Here is a 25,263-nt window from a genome sequence, read left to right on the forward strand (position 1 = left end):
TCACCCTAGCGCGATCACCCCCGTGCGCCGGCCGGCTGGCAGGATGGCAAGGGTGGGGACACAGGTGGGCCTGGTGATCGCGGTCAAGCGGCTCAACGCCGCCAAGACCCGGCTCGCGCCGGTGCTGTCGGCGGCGGCGCGTGAGCGTCTGGTGCTCGCCATGCTGGCCGACACCATCTCGTCGGCGGCAGCGGTGCCCGCGGTGAGTTCGATCACGGTGGTGACACCGGACCCGGCGGCGGCCGCCGCCGCCGTCGAACTCGGCGCCCAGGCACTCGCCGATCCCACCCCCGACGGCCATCTCGACCCGCTCAACAACGCCCTTGCGGCCGCCGAAAGGTCCAGCGCGACAAAGGCGATGATGATCCTTCAGGGTGACCTGCCGGCACTGCGCACCGACGAGCTGAGCGATGCCATCACCGCGGCGGCAGCGCACCGGCGCAGCTTCGTCGGCGATCGCCACGGCACCGGCACCTCCGCACTGTTCACCTTCGGCGCACCGCTCGACCCGCGGTTCGGCACGGATTCCGCACGCCGCCACGCAGATTCGGGTGCGGTCGAACTCACCGGCGATTGGCCGGGCCTACGCTGCGATATCGACACCCCCGATGATCTCGCCGCGGCGTTGCGCCTCGGTGTCGGCCCGGCCACCAGCCGGGTGATCGGCAAGCTGGCGTGTACGGGCACCGACTGTTAGTCGCGCCGCACTGGAATGCGCCGTGGCGATGCGCAATGATCGGTACATGACCGAAGCCGACACGCGACCCGCCGACGCCGAGTGGACGTCACCCGAGAACACCCCCGACGCGCCGCCCGCGGCGACCGCGGATTCACCCGCGGACGCCCTGCCCGAGGATCGTTACCTCAACCGGGAACTGAGCTGGCTGGATTTCAACGCCCGGGTGCTGGCGCTGGCCGCCGACAGCTCGCTGCCGCTGTTGGAGCGCGCCAAGTTCCTCGCCATCTTCTCTTCGAATCTCGATGAGTTCTATATGGTTCGGGTTGCGGGGCTCAAGCGCCGCGACGAGATGGGATTGTCGGTGCGCTCCGCCGACGGCCTGTCCCCTCGTGAGCAGTTGCGCCGGATCGGTGAACGCACCCAGCAGCTCGCCAGCAGACACGCCCACGTCTTCCTCGAGTCGGTGCGGCGCGGACTCGCCGAGCAGGGCATCATCATCGTCGCCTGGAACGATCTCGACGAGCACGAGCGCGACCGGTTGTCGACCTACTTCCACGAACAGGTCTTCCCGGTCCTCACCCCACTGGCCGTCGACCCCGCACATCCGTTCCCGTTCGTGAGCGGTCTGAGTCTCAATCTCGCGATCACGGTGCGCCAGCCCGATGACGGCACCCAGCACTTCGCGCGAATCAAGGTGCCCGACAACGTCGACCGGTTCGTCGAACTGCCCGCCCGGGAATTGGCGGACGGCACGGCCGGACCGGTCCGCTTCCTGCCGCTGGAGTCGCTCATCGCGGCGTTCCTCCCGGTGCTGTTCCCCGGTCTGGACATCGTCGAGCACCACGCCTTCCGGATCACCCGCAACGCCGACTTCGAGGTCGCCGAGGACCGCGACGAGGATCTGCTGCAGGCCCTCGAGCGGGAACTGGCCCGGCGTCGATTCGGCTCACCGGTGCGCCTCGAGGTGGCCGACGACATGACCGAGAACATGCTCGAACTGCTGCTGCGCGAACTCGACGTCCATCCCGGCGATGTGATCCAGGTGTCCGGTCTGCTGGATCTGTCCTCGCTGTGGCAGATCTACGGCGTGGACCGGCCGGACCTGAAGGACCGCCCGTTCGTGCCCGCCACACCACCGGCTTTCGGCGAGCGGGAGACGCCCAAGAGCATCTTCTCCACGCTGCGTGACGGCGACGTCCTGGTGCATCATCCTTACGATTCGTTCTCCACCACCGTGCAGCGGTTCATCGAACAGGCGGCCGCGGATCCCAATGTGCTCGCCATCAAGCAGACGCTGTACCGCACCTCCGGCGATTCGCCGATCGTCAACGCGCTCATCGACGCCGCCGAGGCCGGCAAGCAGGTGGTGGCGCTCGTCGAGATCAAGGCGCGCTTTGACGAGCAGGCCAACATCAAGTGGGCCAGGAAGCTGGAACAGGCCGGTGTGCACGTGGTGTACGGCCTGATCGGGCTCAAGACCCATTGCAAGACGGCGCTGGTGGTGCGGCGGGAAGGATCGGCAATACGGCGGTATTGCCATATCGGCACGGGCAACTACAACCCGAAAACCGCGCGGCTGTACGAGGATGTCGGCCTGCTCACCGCCTCCCCCGAGGTCGGCGCCGATCTGACGGATCTGTTCAACTCGCTGACCGGGTACTCACGCAAGGAGTCCTACCGCAACCTGTTGGTCGCGCCGTTCGGCGTGCGCAGAGGCATCATCGAGCGCATCGAGCGAGAGATCGCCGCGACCCGGGACGGCGCCCGGGGCCGAATTCGCATGAAGGCCAACGCACTCGTCGACGAGCAGGTGATCGATGCGCTGTACCGCGCCTCGCAGGCCGGTGTGCACGTGGAGGTCGTGGTGCGCGGAATCTGCGCGCTCAAGCCGGGCGTTCCCGGCTTCTCCGAGAACATCGTCGTCCGGTCGATCCTGGGGCGGTTCCTGGAGCACTCGCGAATTATTCACTTCAATGCCATCAACGAGTTCTGGATCGGCAGCGCCGACATGATGCATCGTAATCTCGACCGCCGTGTCGAGGTCATGGCCCAGGTGAAGGACCCCCGGCTCACCGCGCAGCTCGATGACATCTTCGAGTCCGCAATGGATCCGGCCACCCGATGCTGGGAACTGCGTGCCGACGGTCACTGGACGGCAATGCCACTCGAAGGTCAGACCGTGCGCGACCATCAGGTGTCGATGATGGAACGTCATCGACACCCCTGACGGATTCCTCTCGCGCCGGTCGCCGCACGAACCACAGGAGTTGATGTGCAGAACACGGTGACCCGCCCGACGACGATCTACGCGGCGGGCGCGGTGCTGTGGCGGGAAAGCGGTGTGCGCACCGACGGTGTGCCCGCGGTCGAGGTCGCCGTCGTGCACCGGCCCCGCTACGACGACTGGTCACTGCCCAAGGGCAAGGTCGACCCTGGTGAGACGGAACCGGTGACCGCCGTGCGGGAGATCCTCGAAGAGACCGGGTACGCCTGCCAACTCGGCCGGCGGCTCGCCGCGGTGACCTACCCGGTGGTGGAGGACACCAAGAAGGTGCAGTACTGGGCGGCGCGCACCCTCGACGGGGAATTCATCCCCAATGATGAGGTCGATCAACTGCTCTGGCTTCCGGCCGCCGAGGCAATGGAACGCCTGCACTACCCCCATGACCGGAAGGTGCTGCGACGCTTCACCAAAGTGCCGGCACACACCAGCACGGTGCTGATCGTCCGGCACGGGCGGGCGGGCAGGCGATCCCGGTACAAGGGCGACGATCGGGAGCGCCCGCTGGACAAGCACGGCCGCGCGCAGGCCGAATCCCTGGTGGGACAGTTGCTTGCCTTCGGCGGCGATCGCCTTTTCGCCGCGCCGCGGACCCGTTGTCATCAGACACTCACTCCCCTGGCCGAGGAACTCGGTGTGCCGGTCGACGACGAGCCGACACTCACCGAGGAGGCCTACAGCGATCGCCGCGGCCCCGGCCGCTCCCGCGTGCTGGAGATCGCCAACGAGTCCTCCGTTGCCGGCGGCACTCCGGTGATCTGCACTCAGGGCAAGGTGATCCCGGACCTGATCGCGTGGTGGTGCGAGCGCGATGGCGTCAAGCCGGATAAGTCACGCAATCGCAAAGGCAGCACCTGGGTGCTGTCCCTGGCCGACGAACGGTTGGTGGCCGCGGACCATATCGGCAGCCCGCTCGCCAGCGATGACTGAGGTCTCAGACTAGGCACACGCACGCGAAAACGCCGTGGATCGCGAGGATCCACGGCGTTGTCGTGTTGAGAGAAGTTCCCTACTTGCGGCCGCGCTTGACCGGAGCAGCCTTCTTGGCCGGAGCCTTCTTGGCCGGAGCCTTGGCGACGACCTTCTTGACCGGAGCGGCCTTCTTGACCGGAGCGGCCTTCTTCACCGGAGCGGCCTTCTTCACCGCGACGGCCTTCTTCACCGGAGCGGCCTTCTTGGCCGGAGCCTTCTTGGCAGCCGGAGCAGCCTTGGTCGCGACGGTCTTCTTGACCGGAGCGGCCTTCTTGGCCGGAGCCTTCTTGGCAGCCGGAGCAGCCTTGGTCGCCACGGCCTTCTTGACCGGAGCAGCCTTCTTGGCCGGAGCCTTCTTGGCAGCCGGAGCAGCCTTCTTGGCGGCGGTCCGCTTGACGGGAGCCGCAGCCACACCGCGCTTCACGGCCGGGCCGTCGGCCGGGAGCTTCTGCGCGCCAGCGACAACCGCCTTGAACTGCGCACCCGGACGGAAGGCCGGAACCGAGGTCGGCTTCACCTTGACGGTCTCGCCGGTGCGCGGGTTACGCGCCACGCGTGCGGCGCGCCGACGCTGTTCGAAAACGCCGAAGCCTGTGATGGTGACGCTCTCACCCTTGTGCACAGCCCGCACAATCGTGTCGACGATGTTCTCAACCGCCGCAGTAGCCTGTCGACGATCGGTGTCCAACTTGGCTGTGAGTGCGTCGATGAGCTCTGCTTTGTTCATGCAAACCCTCCGAAGTCAGTGGTCCACTCTGGACCGACTAGAGGACACGGTAAACCCACATGCTGCAGATTTCCAAGAGCCACGCGCAGTTTCAGGCATAGCTGTGAAAAATTTCTGGATTCGGTTGCCCCACTTGAGCGGTGGTACGGGCGTCCGAGAATGTGGTTGCCGGGCGGGATTTGGGCCCCCGGGAGGCCCGATTTCAGACCGGCAGAGTGGTCGGTTTGAAACTCGGACGACCCTGCTCGAAGGCCGAGATTTCGGCCTGTTTCCGCAGCGTAAGGCCTATATCGTCGAGTCCCTCGAGTAACCGCCAGGCCGTGTAGTCGTCAATCTTGAACGGCAGCAGGACCGTTCCGGCGGTGATATTCCGATCTTGAAGATTCACAGTGATTTCCAGCCCGGGATTCTGCTCGATCAGTTTCCACAGGAGTTCGACGTCATCGTGTGTGACTTCGGCCGCCAACAGACCCGCCTTGCCCGCATTGCCGCGGAAGATATCGGCGAATCGGGGCGAGATCACGACCCGGAACCCGTAATCCATCAGCGCCCAGACCGCGTGTTCCCGTGACGAGCCGGTGCCGAAATCGGGGCCGGCCACCAATACCGAACCCTTGTCGAAGGGCGCCAGGTTCAGGATGAAGGACGGATCGTTGCGCCAGGCGGCGAACAAACCGTCCTCGAAACCCGTTCGGGTGACCCGCTTCAGATATACCGCCGGAATGATCTGATCGGTGTCCACATTGGACCGCCGCAGCGGAACGCCGATTCCCGTATGAGTGGTGAAAGCGTGCATGACGAAATCTCCTTCTAGCGGCTCTGCGCGGCAGGCAGATCGGCGGGTGAGGACAGGGTGCCGCGAACGGCGGTGGCGGCGGCGACGGCCGGCGACACCAGATGGGTGCGCCCGCCCTTACCTTGACGGCCTTCGAAATTTCGGTTGGAGGTGGATGCGCAACGCTCCCCCGGCGCGAGCTGATCGGGATTCATGCCCAGACACATCGAACAGCCCGCCTGCCGCCACTCGGCACCGGCGGCGGTGAAGATCGCCCCCAGGCCTTCGGATTCGGCTTGTGCGCGCACCCGCATGGATCCCGGGACGACGAGCATCCGCACCCCGTCGGCGACCCGGCGGCCGTCCAGGATCTCGGCCACCACCCGCAGATCCTCGATGCGCCCGTTGGTGCACGATCCGACGAACACGGTGTCCACGGCCACCTCGCGCATCGGGGTACCCGCCCGAAGGCCCATGTACTCCAATGCCTTTTCCGCGGCCTGACGCTCATCGTCACCCGACATCAGCTCGGGGTCCGGCACGGTGGCCGACAGCGGAACGCCCTGCCCGGGGTTGGTGCCCCAGGTGACGAACGGGCTGAGCGTCGAGGCATCCAGGTAGACCTCGGTGTCGAATTCGGCGCCCTCGTCGGTGTGTAACCGGCTCCAGGCCGCCACCGCGGCGTCCCAGTCGGCACCGGTCGGGGCGTGCGGGCGACCCTTGAGGAATTCGTAGGTGGTCTCGTCGGGCGCGACCATGCCCGCCCGTGCACCGGCTTCGATACTCATGTTGCAGATCGTCATCCGGCCCTCCATCGACAGCGATTCGATGGCGCTACCCCGGTATTCGATGACATGCCCCTGCCCGCCACCGGTGCCGATCTTCGCGATGACCGCCAGGATGATGTCTTTCGCGCTCACGCCGGGGGGCAACACACCGTCGACGTTGACCGCCATGGTCTTGAAAGGCTTGAGCGGAAGCGTCTGGGTGGCCAGCACATGCTCGACCTCCGATGTGCCGATGCCCATGGCGATCGCACCGAACGCGCCGTGGGTGGAGGTATGACTGTCACCGCACACCACCGTCATACCGGGCTGTGTCAGACCCAGCTGCGGACCGATGATGTGCACGATGCCCTGTTCGACATCGCCCATCGGGTGCAACCGGATACCGAACTCCGCGCAGTTGCGGCGCAGCGTCTCCACCTGGGTGCGTGACACCGGATCGGCGATCGGCTTGTCGATATCGATGGTCGGAACGTTGTGGTCCTCGGTGGCGATCGTCAGATCCGGCCGGCGCACCGGGCGCCCCGCGAGCCGCAGACCGTCGAACGCCTGCGGGCTGGTGACTTCGTGCACCAGATGCAGGTCGATGTAGATGAGGTCGGGCTCCTTGGCCGCTCCCTCGCCGGGGCCGGGCACCACAACGTGGTCGTCCCACACCTTTTCGGCCAGGGTCTTCGGCTTGGTGGTCTGCTCCATGACAGTCTCGATTCGTGTTGGGGCGTCCTGCCGTGACGGGCTGGCTATCTCACGATACGGAACGCTAGTATCTCCCTATGAGACAGGATAGCGGCATCGGCGTCCTCGACAAAGCGGTGGGCGTGCTGCACACGGTGGCCGAATCACCCTGTGGCCTTGCCGAACTGTGCGAGCGGACCGGGTTGCCGCGGGCCACCGCACACCGTCTGGCCGCCGGCCTCGAAGTACATCGTCTGCTGGCCCGCGACCCGGAAGGCCGGTGGCGACTCGGCCCGGCCCTGACCGAACTCGCCGGACATGTCAACGACCCGTTGGTGGCCGCGGGCGCCGCGGTGCTGCCTCGCCTGCGCGAGATCACCGGCGAGAGCGTGCAACTGTATCGGCGCGAGGGCACCGCACGGGTGTGTGTGGCCGCGCTGGAACCGCCGGCCGGGCTGCGGGACACCGTGCCGATCGGCACCCGGTTGCCGATGACCGCCGGATCCGGCGCCAAAGTGCTGCTCGCCTTCAGCGATACGGCGACCCAACAGGCGGTGCTGCCGTCGGCGATGTTCACCGAGCGCACCCTTGCCGAAGTCCGCAAGCGCGGTTGGGCGCAGAGTGCGGCCGAACGCGAGCCCGGCGTCGCCAGTGTCTCGGCACCGGTGCGCGACGGCCGCGGCGCGGTGATCGCCGCGGTGTCGGTGTCGGGGCCGATCGATCGGATGGGTCGCCGTCCGGGAGCCCGCTGGGCTGCCGATCTGCTGGCCGCATCCGAGGCGCTGACCCGGCGGCTGTGAACCACCGGGCACTGCCGAATCGGGCAAACACCGTTCGCTCCAAAAAAGCTGTGAACCTGCACAGTTGGGCCGCGACTTTAGCAAACGTGTGATTGGCTCTATCCTTCCTTGAGAGACGGCCGCCGAGTTCGGCCCGAGGAGGTACCACGGCTTCGCAGTCACCCCAATGGCTCGCCACCGCACGCATGCTGCGCCGGGCCGGCTTCGGCGCGTCCGGTCCCCAGATCGATGCCGTCGTCGGACAGGACTGGTCGGTCTATCTGGACAAGGCCCTGAACATGGACCCGGATTCCGATCCGGGTGCGCTGGCCACCCCGATGCCGGCGCCGGTGACACCACCGATCCCGCCGGACAGCGCACCCCTACCGGTCCGCACCGAGTTCATCAAGGTGCTGTCCGGCCAGATGCTGGATCTGGGCGCCTGGTGGACCCGGCGGATGGCCGCCGTGCAGGAGCCCATCCACGAGAAGTTGACCCTGGTCTGGCACAACCACTTCGCCACCTCGGCCGAGAAGGTGCTCGCCGCCGAACTCATGGCGGCGCAGAACCAGAAGCTGCGCACCCTCAAACTCGGCGACTTCCGTGAGCTGGCCTACGCGATGCTCATCGACGCGGCGATGGCGCTGTGGCTCGATGCCGTGCGCAACACCAAGGCCGCGCCGAACGAGAACCTGTCGCGCGAGTTCATGGAGCTGTTCACGCTCGGCCACAACAACGGCTATACCGAGGCCGATGTGAAGGAGGGTGCCCGCGCCCTCACCGGCCGCTATGTCATCCCGGGTGCACAGACCGTCATCGCACCGGAAAACCACGACACCGCCGCGAAGACGGTGTTCGGCGTCACCGGAAACCACGACGACACCGCTTTCTGCGACATCGTGCTCAGCCAGCCGGGCTCACCGGGTTTCGTGGCGGGAAAGCTCTGGCGTCTGCTGGCCTCCGATACTCCCGCGCCGCCCGACGTCCTGGACCGCCTGGTGGCGGCCTACGGCCCGAACCGAGATCTGAAGGCGCTCACCAAAGCCGTCTTCCTCGACCCCGCGTTCACGGCGAGCGCCGGAAGTATGGTCACCCAACCGATCGAGTGGCTCGTCGGGATGCTGCGCTCGCTGGCCGTGCCGTTGGGCAGTCCCGACGCCGTCGCGGGCACCAACGTCGTCCTCACCGTCATGGGCCAGCGACCGTTCTTTCCCTACGATGTCGGCGGCTGGCCACGGGGCCAGGTGTGGCTGTCGAGCACCAGCACCGCCGCCCGGGTGTGGGCCGCCGACAAATTCGTCCCGATGGGTGACATCTCGGTGGTCCAGGAGGCCGCCCCGACCGACCGCGTCGACGCCGCCGGCTATCTGCTGGGCATCGGCGCCTGGTCCGACAGCACCGCCGCCGCCCTGAAACCGCTGCACGACAACCCGGTCCGGCTGGTCGCCGCTGCCGTCAACACGCCCGAATACCTGACGTCCTAGCGAGATACAGATGCCCGAGCTCAATCGCCGCAACTTCCTGATCGCCAGTGTGGGCGCCGCCGGCCTGCTCGCCGGGACCGCCGTCACGCTGCCGCACCTGCTCGATCAGGGACAGCAGCGCCCACTCGCCAAGGACAGCGGCATCCTGGTGATCGTCACGCTCTACGGCGGCAACGACGGGATCAACACCGTGATCCCCGTCAACGACAACGCCTATCACGATGCCCGCCGCGACCTCTCCTTCGCACCGCACGAGACACTCGACCTGGACGGGCACCTGCACCTGAACCCGGCGTTGTCCGGCCTCAAGGACATCTGGGACAGCAAGGAGCTCGCGATCGTGCGCGGGGCCGGGTATCCGAAACAGGACCGCAGCCACTTCCGCTCCATGGACATCTGGCAGACCGCCTCGCCGGACGCACCCGTGTCGACGGGTTGGATCGGTCGCTGGCTCGACGCAGGGGGCGACGACCCGCTGCGGGCGGTCAACGTCGGATCGGTACTGCCGCCGCTGGCCATCGGCGAGAAGCACGTCGCCACAGGACTTTCGGTGAAGATTCCGCGGATCCCCGCCGATGTCGCCGGCACCCTGAGCGCCTTGAGCTCCGCGGACTCCCACGACACCCCCTCGATGGCGGCGGTGCGGGCGAACTATCGGGACTGCGCCACAACCGATTCGACGTTCAGCAGCTTCACCGACAGCCCGTCCCCGGACGCCATCGACGATGCCGGCAAGCAGTTGGCCGAGGATCTCGATCTGGTGGCCACGTGTGTGCACTCCGGCGTGCCGACCCAGGTGTACATGGTGACGCTCGGGGGTTTCGACACCCATGCCAACGAGCGCGATGACCATCAGCACCTGCTGACGGCCCTCGACTCGGCGCTGGCGCCCTTCCTGAAGCAGATGCGGCGCAGCGAGCGCGGCCGCAATGTGGTGGTGATGGTGTATTCGGAGTTCGGCAGGCGCGTCGAGGCCAACGCGTCCCAGGGCACCGACCACGGCACTTCCGGCCCGGTGTTCATCGCCGGCCCCCGGGTCAAGGGCGGCTTCTACGGCGACGAGCCCAGCCTGACCGATCTGGCCGACGGGGACCTGAAGACCACGACCGATTTCCGTGACATCTATCACGAGTTGCTCAGCAAGACGCTCGCGAGTGATCCGGAACCGTCGGTGGGCCCCGGGCGCAAGAGCATCGGGTTCCTCTGACGAAAAAAGCCCCGGGACTCTCGTATGAGTCCCGGGACCTTCGGTGGTACCCCCGATGGGATTCGAACCCACGCTACCGCCGTGAGAGGGCGGCGTCCTAGGCCGCTAGACGACGGGGGCTAGAACTTAATCCGGTGAGAAAGCATAGCCGAGGAGCTTGTGCTGACCTAATCGCCGGATTGGCTGGGGTACCAGGACTCGAACCTAGAATGAGGGAATCAGAATCCCTAGTGTTGCCAATTACACCATACCCCAATATATGCCCATCACCGCTGGTCACGGGCATATTGGACCGGATCACTCGGCGGGGGTCATCCCGCTTTCACTTTCCGGACCGACGAGCAGACTACCAAAGATTCCGGGCCGGTTTTCACACCCCACCCCGTACCGCCCGCAACCTGGCCAGACTGCGCTCGGCACCGAGTAGTTCCATCGACTCGAACAGCGGAGGGCTGACCGTCGCACCGGTGATCGCGACCCGGATCGGGCCGAAGGCCTTCCTCGGCTTCAGCTCAAGACCCTCCAGAAGCGCCGTCTTCAGTGCCGCCTCGATGTTCGGCGTGGTCCACTCGCCCACCTCCGTCAGGGCCGTCAGAGCCGCGTCCAGCACCGGCGCGGCATCCGGCCCGAGTTCCTTGGCGGCCGCCTTCTCGTCCAGGGCGTAGGAGTCGTCGTCGAAGAACTTCAACAGGTCCCAGGCATCGCCGAGCACCACGATCCGTGTCTGCACCAGGGCCGCCGCTTCCGCGAAACCCGCTTCGTCGAGGTCGGTGGAGTGACCGTGCGCGGCCAGGTAGGCGTCCAGCCGCGCGGTGAAATCCTCCGGCGTGAGCAGCCGGATGTGCTCGGCGTTGATGCTGTCGGCCTTCTTCTGGTCGAACCGGGCCGGGTTGGAGTTGACGTTGGCGACGTCGAACGCGGCCACCATCTCCGCCAGGCTGAACACATCGTGATCGTCGGCGATGCCCCAGCCCAGCAGCGCCAGGTAGTTGAGTAACCCCTCCGGCAGGAACCCACGGTCCCGGTGCAGGAACAGGTTCGACTGCGGGTCGCGCTTGGACAGCTTCTTGTTGCCGTCGCCGAGAACGCTTGGCAGGTGCGCGAACTCGGGAACCCGCTCGGCGATGCCGATTCGGATCAGCGCCTGGTACAGCGCGATCTGACGGGGCGTCGAGGGCATGATGTCCTCGCCGCGCAGCACGTGGGTGATCTTCATCAAGGCGTCGTCGACCGGATTGACCAAGGTGTACAGCGGATCTCCGGTGGCCCGGGTGATCGCGAAATCGGGCACCGAGCCGGCCGGAAAGCTGACCGGACCGCGCACCAGGTCGTTCCAGGTGAGGTCTTCGTCGGGCATCCGCAACCGCAGCACGGGCTTGCGGCCCTGCGCCGCGAACGCGGCACGCTGCTCATCGGTCAGGTCCCGGTCGAAGTTGTCATAGCCCAGCTTGGGATTGCGGCCGGCCGCGAGGTGGCGCGCCTCCACCTCCTCGGGAGTGGAGTACGCCTCGTACACCTCGCCGGCGGCCTGGAGTTTGGCGATCACGTCGCGATAGATCTCGGCCCGCTGGGACTGACGGTAGGGCTCGTGCGGGCCGCCCACCTCGGGGCCCTCGTCCCAGTCCAGGCCCAGCCAGCGCAACGCATCCAGGATCGCCTCGTAACTCTCCTGGCTGTCACGGGCGGCGTCGGTGTCTTCGATGCGGAACACGAAGGTGCCCCCGGTGTGCCGGGCGTAGGCCCAGTTGAACAGCGCGGTGCGTACCAGCCCGACGTGTGGGGTGCCGGTGGGCGAGGGACAGAAGCGGACGCGGACGGACGGAATCGACATGGGCCTCTACTTCTGCTTGCGCACAACGGGATTGGTGAGGGTACCGATACCCTCGACGGTGATGCTGACGGTGTCCCCATCCTCGATGGGGCCGACACCCTCCGGTGTCCCGGTCAGGATCAGATCGCCCGGCAGCAGGGTCATCACCGCCGACACCCACTCGATGATCTCCCCGACATCGTGCAGCAGCAGCGCGGTATTGCTGTCCTGGCGCACCTTTCCGTTGACCTCGGTACGCAGATCCAGTCCCGACGGGTCGACCGCCGTCTCGATCCACGGTCCCACCGGACAGAAGGTGTCGTGCCCCTTGGCCCGCATCCACTGGCCGTCCTTGCGCTGCTGATCGCGCGCGGAGACGTCGTTGGCGATGGTGTAGCCGAGGATGTACTCGGCGGCCTTGGCGGCGGGTACGTCCTTGCACGGCCGTTCGATGACCGCCACGAGCTCACCCTCGTGGTGCACCGGATGGGCGTCGGCGGGCAGCTGGATGGGCACATTCGGCCCGATGATGGCGGTGTTCGGCTTGAGGAAGATGACCGGGTCCTCCGGCGGCTCGCCCCCCATCTCGCGGGCATGGGCGGCGTAGTTCTTGCCCATACAGACCACCTTGCTGGCCAGGATCGGCGCCAGCAGCCGGACATCGGCCAACGGCCAGCTGCGGCCGGTGAAGGTGGGGTTGCGGGACAGGTACTGCTCGGCTATTTCGCGGCACACCGCGTCGGAGTTGGGGTCGCCTTCGATCACAACGAAGGCGACACCATCGGGACTGGCGATTCGACCAAGACGCATTGGTCCAGCCTAGTGAGCGAGCTGGGCCTGCAGAAATGGGGTGGAGTCCGCCATCGATGCCAGCACGGTGCCCGAATGGTCGGCGTCGGGGTAGATCTTGAGCGTGACGTCCTGGCCCTGCGCCCGCAGCCGGTCATCGAGCTGGATGGACAGCGCGGGCGGTACGTCCTTGTCCTGCAGGCCCACTCCGAGGAAGATCGGCCGGTCATAGCCGCTGGTGGGCGTTCCCATATAGGCGTCCAGCGCTTCGGCGACACCGGGCAGGGTCGCCAGCGGCGCATCGAAGAAGGCGGGCGGCGTCATACCCGCCAAGGCCTGATCCAGCTGACCCTTGCAGAGGGATTGCGCCTTGTGCACCGCATCGCGCCCGGCCGGGGTCAGCACGCTGTCGATGTCCAGGTCGGGGCGGGCGTCACGCAGGCCCGCCAGGATGTAGGCGGTGTAGCTGTTGGCGGCCGGCCCCAGATTCGGTGGCAGCGCCATCTGCGGTCCCGCCTGGGCGACGATGCTCTCGACGTTGAACGGTGTCCCGGTGGCGACCACGCCGCGGTAGTCCAGTCCGGTGCCACGGGTGAACTGGGTGGCCCAGCGGGCACTGTTGACCGCCGCCCCGCCACCCTGGGACTGGCCGACGATGGCCCATTTCGGCGACAGCGGCAGATCCAGCTGGTGGCTGGCGATCACCGAGTCGACGACGCCGTGTGCGGTGGCCACGCTGTTGAGATAGCTCATCAGGCCGGGCGTGCCGAGCCCGGCGTAGTCCGACCCGACCACCACGTAACCCTGCTCGAGCCAGTGCGAAAGATATTCGTCGTCACGCTCGCTGCGGGGCCGCACGGACGGCGCGCAGTCATCGCCCAACCCGACCGTGCCGTGTGCCCACGCAATCACGGGCCAGCCACCGTCGGGGGCCTCACCGCGCGGCACGAACACCGCGGCTGTACTGACGGCGGGCGAATCATGTTGGTTCACTGTGGAATACAGAATCCGATAGGCGCGCGCCGCCCCCGGGACGCTCAGCGCGGGATCCATCGGCACTGACGTGATCAGGTTGCCGGGCGCCGGAATCGGGGCGTCGTAGTGGCGCGCGTCCAGCCCGGACCAGTCGGGGCCGGTCGCCGCGGCCGCCGGGGTGGCGGCCACGATCCCGAACGCCAGCAATACGGCGGTCACTCTGCACAGGTTCACCACGCCAGGCTAGGACAGGCGTCGCGTGTTCCATATATTGAGAAACTTGTTCAATATTTTGGGAAGCACATGGCACCATGGCCGCATGCCCACCACGACGATAGGCACCGTCCGTCGCTGGTCCATGTTGGTGATCGCGCTCACCGCAACCACATGCGCCAACGTCTTCATCAACGGTGCCGCGTTCCTCATCCCGACACTGCACGCCGAACGCGGTCTCGATCTCGCCCGGGCGGGCACGCTGTCGGCGATGCCCAGCCTGGGCATGGTGACGACGTTGATCCTGTGGGGGTATGTCGTCGACCGGTTCGGCGAACGACTGGTGTTGAGCCTGGGCTCGGCCCTGACCGCACTGGCGGCTTTCGCCGCGGCCTCGGTGCAGTCACTCGTCGCCGTCGGCGCGTTTCTGTTGATCGGCGGAATGGCCGCGGCCAGTAGCAATTCGGCAAGTGGCCGGCTGGTGGTCGGCTGGTTTCCGCCCGAACAACGCGGCCTGGTGATGGGCATCCGGCAGACCGCCACCCCGCTCGGCGTCGGACTGGGGGCACTGGTGATCCCGCGACTGGCCGAATCACACGGCGTAGCAACGGCATTGCTGTTCCCGGCCGTGGTGTGCGCGTTGGCGGCCGGCATGTGTCTGGTGGGGGTCATCGACCCACCCCGGCCGCCCCGCGCCGAGGCCCCCGACGAGCATCTGGCCAATCCCTATCGCGGATCGTCGATGCTCTGGCGCATCCACGCCGTGTCCGTACTCCTGGTGGTGCCGCAGTCGGTGGTCTGGACATTCACCCTGGTGTGGCTGATGACCACGCGCGGCTGGTCGGCGGCCTCGGCCGGTCTGCTGGTGACATCGGCTCAGGTGCTCGGCGCCGCGGGCCGGATCGCCGCGGGCCGGTGGTCGGATGTGGCCGGGTCGCGGCTGAAACCCATCCGCACCATCGCCGCCGGCGCGGCGGCGTCCATGGCGCTGCTCGCGGTCACCGACTGGCTGCACTCCCCTGTCAGCGTCGCACTGGTGGTGATCGCCTCGGTGATCACGGTGTCCGACAACGGGTTGGCGTTCACGGCGATCGCAGAGATCGCCGGCCCGTTCTGGAGTGGCCGCGCCCTGGGCACCCAGAACACCAGCCAGCACTTGGCATCCGCCACCGCCGCACCGTTGTTCGGCGCACTGATCGGCGTGTTCGGCTATCCGGCGGCCTTCGCCGTCTGCGCGTTGTTCCCGGTCGCGGCCATCCCGCTGGTGCCCGCTGATCCCGTAGCAATGACGTAGATCGGCTTCCCAATTCTCGTCAACCGCGAGCACCCACGAAGAAAAATATGACCAACACCGTCACGAGCCCGAACACGGCCGCCAACAGCGCGCCGCAGGCCGCGTCGGCAAACCGTGGACGGGCCAGACTCACCAGCACGCACGTACCGGCGGCCAACACGGCACCTACCGGCGCCAGAAGCCAGTAATAGACCAGTGGAGCCGGCGACATCGCCGCCAACCCCAGCACGTAACCGCCTAACAAGAACCTTGGATCAACTCGCCGAATACGCTTCGGCTCGAGTCGATTCTCACGTTCGAAGGACATAACCACCCCTTGACGTAGCCGACCTGCAAGCACTCGGTACGGCAACCCCGACTTCCGTCTTCATCTCAGCACCAGTGATTGCAAATATTGCAGGCCCAGAAACAGCCAGCCACTGACCGGGGCGACTGCCAACGCAACCGCCGGTGTGCACAAGTGCCGTATCCGGGCAAGGAATCCGGAGATCGCCAGGCAGGTCAATGAAATACCGGCCGCGACAGTGAGATACCGGCCGAACACCGCGTTCAGATGGGACTGATCACCCCGCGCCCCTACGGTCAGCGCGGCAAACAAGCCCCATCCGATCCCCCCGAGGATGGCACCGGCAAGGAGGCCCCGAACCCACACAGTTCCGGCCCGAACGTCATCCGTATTCATCGTCAAGCCTTTCTCGGGCGAGGCGTCGCACTCACTTGCCGACCGGAACACTGGGTGCGGACTCTACCGGCCCCAATGTCACGGAAGGGTAGGGCATGACCGTCGGGACAGGGATTTGGATAGCCGACGGCACGTGTGGCGCGCCACCAGGCAAAGTCACGGGTGCGGGCCCGGTAGACAGCCCCGGAATTACGGTGTCCGGAAACTCACCCATCAAGCCTGGCCCGATCGTTTGGGAAAACGGCAATCCGGCCAGCGGACCAAATACTGAAGTGTTCTGTGGCATAACATGACCCAGATCAGTGACACGTCCACGATCATCGTGGTAAATCTCCACTGCTGGGAAATCCGAGACTGTGCCACCGACGATAGGCCCATTTGGTGTCGGTTTGATCACGTACTCGCCGTTGACGTTCCGGCGTCGCTAATGGTTGTCCACCGCACTCATATCCCCCGTTGCGGGTATGCCGTCGGCCAGGCCGTAGCGCAGGAACACCGTCCCCTTGGCGCCGGCCACCGGCGGTTCGAGCAGCGTGACATTCGAGGGCACCGCACCGCCGTCGAAGATCTTCTTGCCGGAGCCGAGCAGGATCGGGTGTACCCAGAGATCGAGCCGGTCGAAGAGCTTCTCGCGCAACAGCGTCTGCACCAGATTCAGGCTGCCGACGACGCTGACGTGCTCGTGCCGGTCTCGGATCTCGCGCACCGCGCCGGCGAGATCCGGGCCGAGCTGTGTCGACCCGGGCCAGGCGAGGTTCGGCTTGCCGTGGGAGGCCACGTACTTCGGGATGCGATTGAACAGGTCGGCGAAATCGCCGTCCTGGTGCGGCCAGTAGGCCGCGAAGATGTCATAGGTCCGCCTTCCGAGCAACAAGGCGTCGGTGTCGTCGTATGCGGCAGCCACCTGTGCGCCGGTGGTGTCGTCGAGCAGCGGGGCCTGCCAGCCACCGAAGGCGAATCCCACCGGATCCTCGTCGGGGCCACCGGGCGCCTGGCCGACGAGGTCCAGGCTGGCGAAGAGTTCGATCTGAATCAGTCCCATGATGGTCAGACCCGGCGCGTCGGGAAAAGTCATCGGGGTACCGAAACAAGCATTCACACATTGCTTTTCACGCCGCGCATGTGTCGACAATCACGAGGGTAGGTGTTGTCGAGCCGCGGCGGATCGCGCAGAATCGAGTCAGCAGATATTGGAATTATTCCAGTTTGGAAGGGATGGACGTTCAAATGACGTTGCTCACGATCGGTGATCAGTTCCCGGCCTATGACCTCACCGCCGTCATCGGAGGTGACCTCTCCAAGGTCGACGCGAAGAAGCCCGAGGACTATTTCACCAAGGTCACCAGCGCCGACCACGCCGGCAAGTGGCGAATCGTGTTCTTCTGGCCCAAGGATTTCACCTTCGTCTGCCCGACCGAGATCGCGGCGTTCGGCAAGCTCAACGACGAGTTCGAAGACCGAGACGCCCAGGTGCTCGGCGTCTCGGTGGACAACGAGTTCGTGCACTTCCAGTGGCGCGCCCAGCACGAGGACCTCAAGACCCTGCCCTTCCCGATGGTCTCGGACCTCAAGCGCGAACTGGCCACCGCCACCGGTGTACTCAACTCCGAGGGTGTCGCCGACCGCGCCACCTTCATCGTCGATCCGAACAACGAGGTCCAGTTCGTCTCTGTGACAGCGGGTTCGGTCGGGCGCAATGTCGACGAGGTCCTGCGGGTTCTCGATGCTCTGCAGTCCGATGAACTGTGCGCCTGCAACTGGCGCAAGGGCGATCCCACCATCGATGCCGGCGAACTGCTGGCAGAGGCGGTCTGATCATGTCGCTCGACAACATCAAAGAGGCGCTGCCCGAATACGCCAAGGACCTCAAGCTCAACCTCGGCAGTATCGCGCGCAGCACCGAACTGTCCGAGCAGCAGCTGTGGGGCGCGCTGGTGGCGACGGCCGCAGCCTCGAAATCGCAGCGCCTGCTTCGGGAGGTCTCCGAGGACGCCTTGGACATCCTGTCCGGCGAGGCCTACCACGCCGCGCTGGGTGCCGCGGCGATCATGGGGATGAACAACGTGTTCTACCGCACGAAGGGCCAACTCGACGGGCGTTACGACGACCTGCGGGCCGGTCTGCGGATGAACATCATCGCCAATCCGGGTGTCGCCAAAGAGGATTTCGAGCTGTGGTCGCTGGCCGTCTCGGCGATCAACGGATGTGGGCACTGCCTGGCCGCGCATGAAACCGTGCTGCGTGATGCCGGCGTCGACCGCACCGTCATCTTCGAGGCGATCCGGCTGGCGTCCATCATCTCCGGTGTGGCCCAGGCGCTGTCGACGGCGGATGCGCTGTCGGCGGTCTGAGCCCACGCCGGCCCGGCAGGATCAGCAGCGCCGCAGCCAGAAAGCAGAGGGCCCCGGCGAAGGTGCCGAGGTTGGCCAGCCCGATGTCCTCGGTCGTCCCGGCCTTGGTGACGAAAGCCGCCACTGCGGACACCCCGAACGCGACGCAGCCCGCCAGGTTGATCCATTCGGCTTGCCAGTCAACCGATCTCGGCGCCCATAGGCCGACCACGATCACCCCGAGCACACCCGAGATCAGGAAGGCCAGCGACCCGGTGGCATCCGGGGCCCACACATAGCGCCGCTCGCCGTGCACCGTGTGCGCCCACACCGAGGCGCCGGTGCTGACATTGAACAGAATGGTGCCGGCGAACTGGATGGCCGAGGACCACCACGCGGTCCCGCGGTCGGAGAGCCGCAGTTGCATCCACGCGGCCGTGGTGAAGAACCACGATCCGGCGAAGCACAGGACATTCGTCGCACCGGCGCCGGCGACCGCCGTGAATCCGGGTGCCGTGCCGATCGCGAAGAAGCTGGAACCGACCGCGAACAACCAGCACTGCCGGCGCAGCGTTGCGACGTCGGCCATCAGCCGGCCTGCTCCATGACAGGGACCTTACAAAACCCGCTAGAGCAGCGCGCGAATCCGCTCGCCGACTGCTGCGGTGGACAGCTTCTCGTCCCCACGGGTGGCCAGATGCTCGGCGACGGCCTTGTCGACCCGGGCGGCGGCGGCGTCCTCGCCGACATGGGCCAGCAGCAGCGCAACACTCATGACGGCCGCGGTCGGATCGGCGATGCCCTGGCCCGCGATATCGGGTGCGCTGCCGTGCACCGGTTCGAACATCGACGGGTTGGTGCGGGTGGCGTCGATGTTGCCGCTGGCGGCCAGCCCGATGCCGCCGCATACCGCGGCCGACAGGTCGGTGATGATATCGCCGAACAGGTTGTCCGTGACGATCACGTCGAACCGGCCCGGGTCGGTGACCATGTGGATGGTGGCCGCGTCGATGTGCTGATAGGCGACCTCGACATCCGGGAACTCCGCGCCGACCTCGGCGACCACCCGCGACCACAGGCTGCCCGCGAAGGTCAGCACATTGGTCTTGTGCACCAGCGTCAGGTGCTTGCGCCGGGACTGGGCCCGCGCGAACGCGTCCCGCACCACACGCTCGACGCCGAACGCGGTGTTCACACTCACCTCGGTGGCCACCTCGTGCGGGGTACCGACACGCAGCGCGCCGCCGTTACCGGTGTAGGGCCCCTCGGTACCTTCGCGCACGACGACGAAGTCGATACCCGTCACACCGGACAGCGGGCTGGTGACACCCGGGTACAACCGGCCCGGACGCAGGTTGACGTGATGATCCAGCGCGAAACGCAGTTTGAGCAGCAGACCGCGCTCCAGCACGCCGCTGGGCACCGAAGGATCACCGATCGCACCGAGCAGGATCGCGTCGTAGCCGCGCAGTTCCTCGATCGTCTCTTCGGTGAGCAGCTCACCGGTCGCGTGGTAGCGCCGTGCGCCCAGGTCGTACTCGGTGCGCTCCACCCCCGGCAGCACCGTGTCGAGCACCTGGAGCGCCTCGGCGATGACCTCGGGACCGATACCGTCGCCGGCGATGACAGCTAGTTTCACGACAGGTCAACCACTTCCAGTGTGGTGGCGCCGACCGCCTTGGCGATTGCGGCGCGCACGTTTTCGGGGACATCGGTATCCAGGCGCAGGATGATGGTCGCGCTCTCACCGCCGGCGTCCTGGCTCAGCTGGGCGGCCAGGATGTTGACATCCGCCCCGCCGAGTTCGGTGCCGATCTTGCCGAGCGCACCGGGCTGGTCGCTGTAGTTGACGACCAGGTTGAAACCCTCGGCACGCAGGTCGAAGTTGCGGCCGTTGATCTGGACGAGTTTCTGCACCTGCTGCGGACCCGACAGCGTGCCGGCCACGTTGAGTGCGCTGCCGTCGGCGTAGACCGCACGCACGTCCACGACGCTGCGGTGGTTGGGGCTCTCGGTCGCGGTGGAGATCTCGGCGGTCACACCGCGCTCGGCGGCCAGCGCGGGGGCGTTGACGAACGTCACCTGCTCGTCGACGACGGCCGAGAACAGGCCGCGCAGTGCCGAGAGGCGAAGGATCTCGACATCCTCGGAGGCCAGCTCGCCTTGCACCTGGACGGCCAGCGACACCGGCGCGGCATCGGACAGCGAGCCGACCAGCAACCCGAGCTTGCGCACCAGATCCAGCCACGGTGCCACTTCCTCGCCGACCACACCGCCGCCGACGTTGACCGCATCGGGTACGAACTCGCCGGCCAGGGCCAGCTTCACGCTGGCCGCCACATCGGTGCCGGCCCGGTCCTGGGCCTCTTCGGTCGAGGCACCCAGGTGTGGGGTGACGACCACCTGGGGCAGTTCGAACAGCGGACTGTCGGTGCACGGTTCGGTGGCGAATACGTCGAGCCCGGCGGCGCGCACGTGACCACTGGCGATCGCGTCGGCCAGGGCCTGCTCGTCGATCAGGCCACCACGGGCGGCGTTGACGATGATCACGCCCGGCTTGGTCTTGGCCAGATTCTCCTTGCCGAGCAGACCGGCGGTTTCCTTGGTCTTGGGCAGGTGCACCGAGATGAAATCGGCGCGCGCCAGCAGATCGTCGAGTGGCAGCAGTTCGATGCCCAGCTGCGCGGCACGGGCCTGGGAGACATAGGGGTCGTACGCGGTGATGTGGGCACCGAAGGCGGCCAGCCGCTGCGCGACGAGCTGACCGATACGGCCCAGCCCCACCACACCGACGGTCTTACCGAAGATCTCGGTGCCGGAGAACTTCGACCGCTTCCAGGTGTGCTCACGCAGCGTGGCATCGGCGGCCGGGATCTGGCGCGCGGCCGAGAGCAGCAGGGCCAGCGCATGCTCGGCGGCGCTGTGGATGTTGGAGGTGGGCGCGTTGACGACCAGCACCCCGCGCGCGGTGGCGGCGTCGACGTCGACGTTGTCCAGGCCGACGCCGGCCCGGGCGACGATCTTGAGCTTGGGTGCGGCGGCCAGCACCTCGGCGTCGACGGTGGTGGCCGAACGCACCAGCAGCGCGTCGGCATCGGTGACCGCGGCCAGCAGCTTCGGGCGGTCCGGGCCGTCCACCCAACGGACCTCTACCTGGTCACCCAGGGCAGCGACGGTCGATTCGGCGAGCTTGTCGGCGATCAGTACAACGGGAAGACTCACGCGGTAAGGATAGTGGGCTGCAATATCGACGAAACACCGGGCATTCTGGTGCCATGGACGTCACCGTCGTCGGCTCCGGACCCAACGGCCTGTCCGCCGCCGTCATCCTGGCCCGGGCCGGGCTCGCGGTGCGGGTCATCGAGGCCCAGCCGACCGCCGGTGGCGGCGCGCGCACCCTGCCCGACGCCGAGTTCCCCGGTATCACCCACGATATCTGTTCGGCGGTGCATCCACTGGCGCTGGCCTCACCGTTCTTCGCCGACTACGACCTGACCGCACGCGGTGTGCGGCTGGCGGTACCCGAGATCTCCTACGCCAGTCCGCTGCCCGACCGCCCCGCGGCGATCGGGTATCGCGATATCGGCCGCACCTGCGCCGAACTCGAGCACGGGCCGTCGTGGCGGCGGTTGCTCGGACCGTTGGTCGACGACAGCGATGCCGTGGTGCGACTGATCCTCGGCAACAAGCGTTCGGTGCCACCGCTTTCCGCCGCGGCGAAGGTGGCTCCTCGCCTGCTTGCCCAGGGCAGCCGGTTGTGGAGCACGCTGCGCGGCGATGACGCCCGGGCCCTGTTCAGCGGTGTCGCCGCCCATACCATCGCCCCGATGCCGTCGCTGGTGTCCAGCGGCGCAGGCCTGATGCTGGGCACGCTCGGGCATGCGGTGGGCTGGCCGATTCCGGTCGGCGGCTCACAGGCCATCGTCGCTGCGCTGCTGGCCGACCTGCACGCCCATGGCGGCGAGCTCGTGCTCGGCGAGGAGGTGACCGCGCCGCCTGCCGGTGTGGTGCTCTACGACACCGCCCCCACCGCATTGCTGTCCCTCTACGGTGACACCCTGCCCTCCGGTTACGCCCGGGCCCTGCAGCGCTACCGGTACGGGCCGGGCGTGGCCAAGGTCGATTTCGTGCTCTCCGGTGAAATCCCTTGGCGCGACGAGCGTCTGGCGCAGGCGCCGACACTTCACCTCGGCGGCAGCCGGGAACGGATGGCGCTGGCCGAGGCGGAGATCGCCGCCGGCCGGCACGCCGACTGGCCGATGGTGCTGGCCGCGCTGCCGCATGTGGCCGACCCGGGTCGCATCGACCCGGCGGGCCGGCGCCCACTGTGGACGTATGCACATGTGCCGCATGGCTCGTCGCGCGATATGGCCGAGGCGGTGACCGGGATCTTCGAGCGGTTCGCCCCGGGCTTCCGCGATATCGTCGTCGCGACGCGCAGCGTGCCGGCATCACGCTTGGCCGACCACAACGCCAATCTGGTCGGCGGCGATATCGGGGTGGGCGGCAACAACATGATCAGCGCGCTGGCCGGCCCGACGCCGCGCCTGAATCCGTGGAGCACGCCCATCCCGAAGGCGTATCTGTGTTCCTCCGCCACCCCGCCCGGCGGCGGTGTGCACGGGATGGCCGGGTATTACGCGGCCGCCACGGTGCTCAGGCGTGAGTTCGGCATCGCGGAACTGCCGACCCTGGCCCCGTGAGCCGCCCGGACATTGTGGGTATACCCCTGCGGTGAGCACTCTCGACGATGCGCACGCCCGGCCACCGGGTGTGGATGATGCGACGGTGGCGGCGGTCGGCAAGGTGTCCGAGGCCCTCGAGTACGTGGAACGGGCGCGGGGTCACCTGTACTCGTTTCACCAGCTGATGGGTCACGCCGACCTGCTGCTCGGGCAGGCGTGCGACGACCTGCGCGAGGCCGGGCACGGCGCGGCCGCCGACCGATTGGCCGAGGATATGGTCGGCCGCAACGTCATCCGGGGCCGCTGGACATTCCAGGTGGTCGAGGAATTCGATGACGACTACTGGTCGCGCCTGCGTGCGCACGAGAAACGGGTCCGTGACGACCTCATGGACGGCAAGCGTCACGTGTACGAGGCGGAGATGAAAGAGGACCGCCGCACCAAGGGCCGCGACGGCCACGAAGCCACCCCATGAACGCCGAAAGGCCAGTTATTGCACGCTCTTTCGAGTTCGCCGTGCAATAACTGGCCGTTGGGCTGGGAGAGCCTAGGCGGTCTCGGTGATCGGCCGGTCGACCCAGCTCATCAGGTCGCGCAGCTTCTTGCCGGTGACCTCGATCGGGTGCTCGGCGTTGGCCTTGCGCAGGGCCTCGAGCTCGGTGTTGCCGTTCTCGACGTTGGCGACCAGACGCTTGACGAAGGTGCCGTCCTGGATGTCCTTGAGGATGTCCTGCATACGCTTCTTGGTGTCGGCGTCGATGACCCGCGGGCCCGACAGGTAGCCACCGAACTCGGCGGTGTCGCTCACCGAGTAGTTCATCCGGGCGATGCCGCCTTCGTAGATCAGGTCGACGATCAGCTTGAGCTCGTGCAGCACCTCGAAGTACGCCATCTCGGGGGCGTAACCGGCCTCCACCATGACCTCGAACCCGGTCTTGATGAGCTCCTCGGTGCCACCGCACAGCACGGCCTGCTCACCGAACAGGTCGGTCTCGGTCTCCTCCTTGAAGGTGGTCTTGATGACACCGGCACGCCCGCCACCGATGGCCGACGCGTAGGACAGCGCCAGCGCCTGGCCCTCACCCTTGGGGTCCTGGTCGACGGCGATCAGGGCGGGCACGCCCTTGCCGTCGACGAACTGCCGGCGCACCAGGTGGCCGGGGCCCTTGGGGGCGACCATGCCGACGGTGACGTTGGCGGGCGGCTTGATCAGACCGAAGTGGATGTTCAGGCCGTGGCCGAAGAACAGCGCGTTGCCGTCCTCCAGGTTGGGCTCGATGTCGTTCTTGAAGATCTCGGCCTGCGCGGTGTCGGGCGCCAGCAGCATGATCACGTCGGCCCACTTGGCGACCTCGGCCGGGGTGTCGACCTCCAGGCCCTGCTCCTCGACCTTGACGCGGGACTTCGAGCCCTCTTTCAGGCCGACCTTGACCTGCACACCCGAGTCACGCAGTGACAGCGAATGGGCGTGGCCCTGGCTGCCGTAGCCGATCACCGCGACCTTGCGGCCCTGGATGATCGACAGATCCGCGTCGTCGTCGTAGAACAGTTCGATTGCCACTTACTTTTCCTTCTCTTGTTTTCGGTCGTGTTGAAGCTGTGTCGATGGAAGCTATTTGGCGGTGCCGATCCCGCGCGGTCCGCGCGACAGCGAGACGATGCCGGACTGCACGATTTCCCGAATACCGTACGGCTCGAGCACCCGCAGGAAGGCCTCGAGCTTCTCCGGCGTCCCGGTGGCCTCGATGGTCAGCGACTCGGTGGACACGTCCACCACCTTGGCACGGAACAGGTTGACCGCTTCAATCACCTGGCTGCGGGTGGTCGCATCGGTGCGCACCTTGATCAGCGCGAGCTCGCGCGAGACCGACTGAGCCTCGTCCTGTTCGACGATCTTGATCACGTTGATCAGCTTGTTGAGCTGCTTGGTGACCTGTTCGAGCGGGAAGTCCTCGACCTGGACGACGATGGTCATCCGGGACAGGTGCTTCTGCTCGGTGGCGCCGACGGCCAGGGACTGGATGTTGAATCCGCGCCGGGAGAACAGCGAGGCGACGCGCGCCAGGACGCCGGGTTTGTCCTCGACGAGCACCGACAGGGTGTGGGTGGAGATGGTCATCA

25 protein-coding genes and 2 tRNA genes are annotated in these 25,263 nt (G+C 66.8%); 11 read left to right on the forward strand and 16 right to left on the reverse strand.

Annotated elements, in window-relative coordinates; all coding sequences use genetic code 11:
* Nucleotides 1–43 precede the first annotated feature (43 nt).
* The 3 genes from cofC to mutT1 are packed head-to-tail and all read left to right on the forward strand — an operon-like array spanning nucleotide 44 to nucleotide 3,890.
* Entirely contained in the window at nucleotides 44–697 is a 654-nt protein-coding gene (gene cofC / locus H7J86_RS04985) for a 2-phospho-L-lactate guanylyltransferase (protein WP_267289680.1), read from the forward strand.
* Nucleotides 698–743: 46 nt separating this feature from the next.
* Nucleotides 744–2,906, forward strand: coding sequence for an RNA degradosome polyphosphate kinase (locus H7J86_RS04990; RefSeq protein WP_267289682.1), 2,163 nt, complete (start codon nucleotides 744–746; stop codon nucleotides 2,904–2,906).
* Nucleotides 2,907–2,951: 45 nt separating this feature from the next.
* Complete coding sequence (mutT1, locus tag H7J86_RS04995) at nucleotides 2,952–3,890, forward strand: 8-oxo-(d)GTP phosphatase MutT1 (protein WP_187098926.1); 939 nt, start codon at nucleotides 2,952–2,954, stop codon at nucleotides 3,888–3,890.
* A 79-nt stretch (nucleotides 3,891–3,969) separates the two neighbouring features.
* Here the strand turns inward: mutT1 and H7J86_RS05000 are convergent, their stop codons facing one another.
* From H7J86_RS05000 to leuC, 3 genes are all read right to left on the reverse strand, one after another.
* Nucleotides 3,970–4,659 (reverse strand): HU family DNA-binding protein, encoded by a 690-nt coding sequence (locus tag H7J86_RS05000; protein ID WP_187098925.1) that lies wholly within the window; start codon nucleotides 4,657–4,659, stop codon nucleotides 3,970–3,972.
* A gap of 202 nt (nucleotides 4,660–4,861) precedes the next feature.
* Nucleotides 4,862–5,455 carry a 3-isopropylmalate dehydratase small subunit gene (gene leuD / locus H7J86_RS05005; RefSeq protein ID WP_090356958.1) on the reverse strand — a complete coding sequence of 198 codons (594 nt, stop codon included), beginning with the start codon at nucleotides 5,453–5,455 and terminating at the stop codon, nucleotides 4,862–4,864.
* 14 nt (nucleotides 5,456–5,469) lie between these two features.
* Entirely contained in the window at nucleotides 5,470–6,915 is a 1,446-nt protein-coding gene (gene leuC, locus H7J86_RS05010; protein ID WP_090356960.1) for a 3-isopropylmalate dehydratase large subunit, read from the reverse strand.
* 77 nt (nucleotides 6,916–6,992) lie between these two features.
* Between leuC and H7J86_RS05015 the strand changes: the two genes are divergently transcribed.
* The 3 genes from H7J86_RS05015 (at nucleotide 6,993) to H7J86_RS05025 (ending at nucleotide 10,364) form a co-directional block, all read left to right on the forward strand.
* Entirely contained in the window at nucleotides 6,993–7,694 is a 702-nt protein-coding gene (locus H7J86_RS05015) for an IclR family transcriptional regulator (RefSeq protein ID WP_090356962.1), read from the forward strand.
* 185 nt (nucleotides 7,695–7,879) lie between these two features.
* Complete coding sequence (locus H7J86_RS05020; RefSeq protein ID WP_090356964.1) at nucleotides 7,880–9,157, forward strand: DUF1800 domain-containing protein; 1,278 nt, start codon at nucleotides 7,880–7,882, stop codon at nucleotides 9,155–9,157.
* 10 nt (nucleotides 9,158–9,167) lie between these two features.
* A complete protein-coding gene (locus H7J86_RS05025; protein ID WP_090356966.1) occupies nucleotides 9,168–10,364 on the forward strand; it encodes a DUF1501 domain-containing protein in 1,197 nt (398 codons plus the stop codon).
* 44 nt (nucleotides 10,365–10,408) lie between these two features.
* Here the strand turns inward: H7J86_RS05025 and H7J86_RS05030 are convergent.
* From H7J86_RS05030 to H7J86_RS05050, 5 genes are all read right to left on the reverse strand, one after another.
* A tRNA-Glu gene (locus H7J86_RS05030) sits at nucleotides 10,409–10,484 on the reverse strand.
* Between the two features lie 60 nt (nucleotides 10,485–10,544).
* Nucleotides 10,545–10,619: transfer RNA gene (locus tag H7J86_RS05035), tRNA-Gln, on the reverse strand.
* A gap of 115 nt (nucleotides 10,620–10,734) precedes the next feature.
* Nucleotides 10,735–12,195: a glutamate--tRNA ligase gene (gene gltX, locus H7J86_RS05040; RefSeq protein ID WP_267289684.1), complete on the reverse strand. Its 1,461-nt coding sequence runs from the start codon at nucleotides 12,193–12,195 to the stop codon at nucleotides 10,735–10,737.
* 6 nt (nucleotides 12,196–12,201) lie between these two features.
* Entirely contained in the window at nucleotides 12,202–12,984 is a 783-nt protein-coding gene (locus H7J86_RS05045) for a fumarylacetoacetate hydrolase family protein (protein WP_090356970.1), read from the reverse strand.
* Nucleotides 12,985–12,993: 9 nt separating this feature from the next.
* Nucleotides 12,994–14,172 (reverse strand): alpha/beta hydrolase family protein, encoded by a 1,179-nt coding sequence (locus tag H7J86_RS05050; RefSeq protein WP_443677652.1) that lies wholly within the window; start codon nucleotides 14,170–14,172, stop codon nucleotides 12,994–12,996.
* An 85-nt stretch (nucleotides 14,173–14,257) separates the two neighbouring features.
* On the opposite strand from H7J86_RS05050, the gene H7J86_RS05055 reads away from it, so the two are divergent.
* A complete protein-coding gene (locus H7J86_RS05055; RefSeq protein ID WP_267289686.1) occupies nucleotides 14,258–15,445 on the forward strand; it encodes an MFS transporter in 1,188 nt (395 codons plus the stop codon).
* A 19-nt stretch (nucleotides 15,446–15,464) separates the two neighbouring features.
* Here H7J86_RS05055 and H7J86_RS05060 read toward each other — a convergent pair whose 3' ends face one another.
* From H7J86_RS05060 to H7J86_RS05070, 3 genes are all read right to left on the reverse strand, one after another.
* A complete protein-coding gene (locus H7J86_RS05060) occupies nucleotides 15,465–15,752 on the reverse strand; it encodes a hypothetical protein (protein ID WP_267289688.1) in 288 nt (95 codons plus the stop codon).
* Between the two features lie 60 nt (nucleotides 15,753–15,812).
* Nucleotides 15,813–16,127, reverse strand: coding sequence for a hypothetical protein (locus tag H7J86_RS05065; RefSeq protein WP_187098919.1), 315 nt, complete (start codon nucleotides 16,125–16,127; stop codon nucleotides 15,813–15,815).
* A gap of 424 nt (nucleotides 16,128–16,551) precedes the next feature.
* Nucleotides 16,552–17,169 (reverse strand): dihydrofolate reductase family protein, encoded by a 618-nt coding sequence (locus H7J86_RS05070; protein WP_267290591.1) that lies wholly within the window; start codon nucleotides 17,167–17,169, stop codon nucleotides 16,552–16,554.
* A gap of 185 nt (nucleotides 17,170–17,354) precedes the next feature.
* On the opposite strand from H7J86_RS05070, the gene H7J86_RS05075 reads away from it, so the two are divergent.
* Entirely contained in the window at nucleotides 17,355–17,942 is a 588-nt protein-coding gene (locus H7J86_RS05075; protein WP_090357303.1) for a peroxiredoxin, read from the forward strand.
* Between the two features lie 2 nt (nucleotides 17,943–17,944).
* A complete protein-coding gene (gene ahpD, locus H7J86_RS05080) occupies nucleotides 17,945–18,478 on the forward strand; it encodes an alkyl hydroperoxide reductase AhpD (RefSeq protein WP_187098918.1) in 534 nt (177 codons plus the stop codon).
* Here ahpD and H7J86_RS05085 read toward each other — a convergent pair.
* The 3 genes from H7J86_RS05085 to serA are packed head-to-tail and all read right to left on the reverse strand — an operon-like array spanning nucleotide 18,423 to nucleotide 21,679.
* The gene (locus H7J86_RS05085; RefSeq protein ID WP_187098917.1) at nucleotides 18,423–19,046 is read right to left on the reverse strand and encodes a hypothetical protein; all 624 of its coding nucleotides are present in this window, start codon (nucleotides 19,044–19,046) and stop codon (nucleotides 18,423–18,425) included. The genes ahpD and H7J86_RS05085 overlap by 56 nt on opposite strands.
* 39 nt (nucleotides 19,047–19,085) lie before the next feature.
* Complete coding sequence (locus H7J86_RS05090; protein WP_090356977.1) at nucleotides 19,086–20,096, reverse strand: 3-isopropylmalate dehydrogenase; 1,011 nt, start codon at nucleotides 20,094–20,096, stop codon at nucleotides 19,086–19,088.
* Nucleotides 20,093–21,679: a phosphoglycerate dehydrogenase gene (gene serA, locus H7J86_RS05095; protein WP_090356979.1), complete on the reverse strand. Its 1,587-nt coding sequence runs from the start codon at nucleotides 21,677–21,679 to the stop codon at nucleotides 20,093–20,095. Before serA ends, H7J86_RS05090 begins: the two co-directional genes overlap by 4 nt.
* A 53-nt stretch (nucleotides 21,680–21,732) precedes the next feature.
* On the opposite strand from serA, the gene H7J86_RS05100 reads away from it, so the two are divergent.
* Complete coding sequence (locus H7J86_RS05100) at nucleotides 21,733–23,160, forward strand: phytoene desaturase family protein (RefSeq protein WP_267289690.1); 1,428 nt, start codon at nucleotides 21,733–21,735, stop codon at nucleotides 23,158–23,160.
* 31 nt (nucleotides 23,161–23,191) lie between these two features.
* Nucleotides 23,192–23,617 (forward strand): hypothetical protein, encoded by a 426-nt coding sequence (locus H7J86_RS05105; protein ID WP_267289692.1) that lies wholly within the window; start codon nucleotides 23,192–23,194, stop codon nucleotides 23,615–23,617.
* A gap of 72 nt (nucleotides 23,618–23,689) precedes the next feature.
* On the opposite strand, the gene ilvC is transcribed toward H7J86_RS05105, so the two are convergent.
* Together ilvC and ilvN are read right to left on the reverse strand one after the other, a co-directional pair.
* Nucleotides 23,690–24,691 (reverse strand): ketol-acid reductoisomerase, encoded by a 1,002-nt coding sequence (gene ilvC / locus H7J86_RS05110; RefSeq protein WP_267290593.1) that lies wholly within the window; start codon nucleotides 24,689–24,691, stop codon nucleotides 23,690–23,692.
* A gap of 63 nt (nucleotides 24,692–24,754) precedes the next feature.
* Complete coding sequence (gene ilvN / locus H7J86_RS05115; RefSeq protein WP_090356986.1) at nucleotides 24,755–25,261, reverse strand: acetolactate synthase small subunit; 507 nt, start codon at nucleotides 25,259–25,261, stop codon at nucleotides 24,755–24,757.
* Between the last annotated feature and the right edge of the window lie 2 nt (nucleotides 25,262–25,263).

The sequence above is a fragment of the Mycobacterium hackensackense genome (genome assembly GCF_025822555.1).
Classification (GTDB): Bacteria; Actinomycetota; Actinomycetes; order Mycobacteriales; family Mycobacteriaceae; genus Mycobacterium; species Mycobacterium fluoranthenivorans.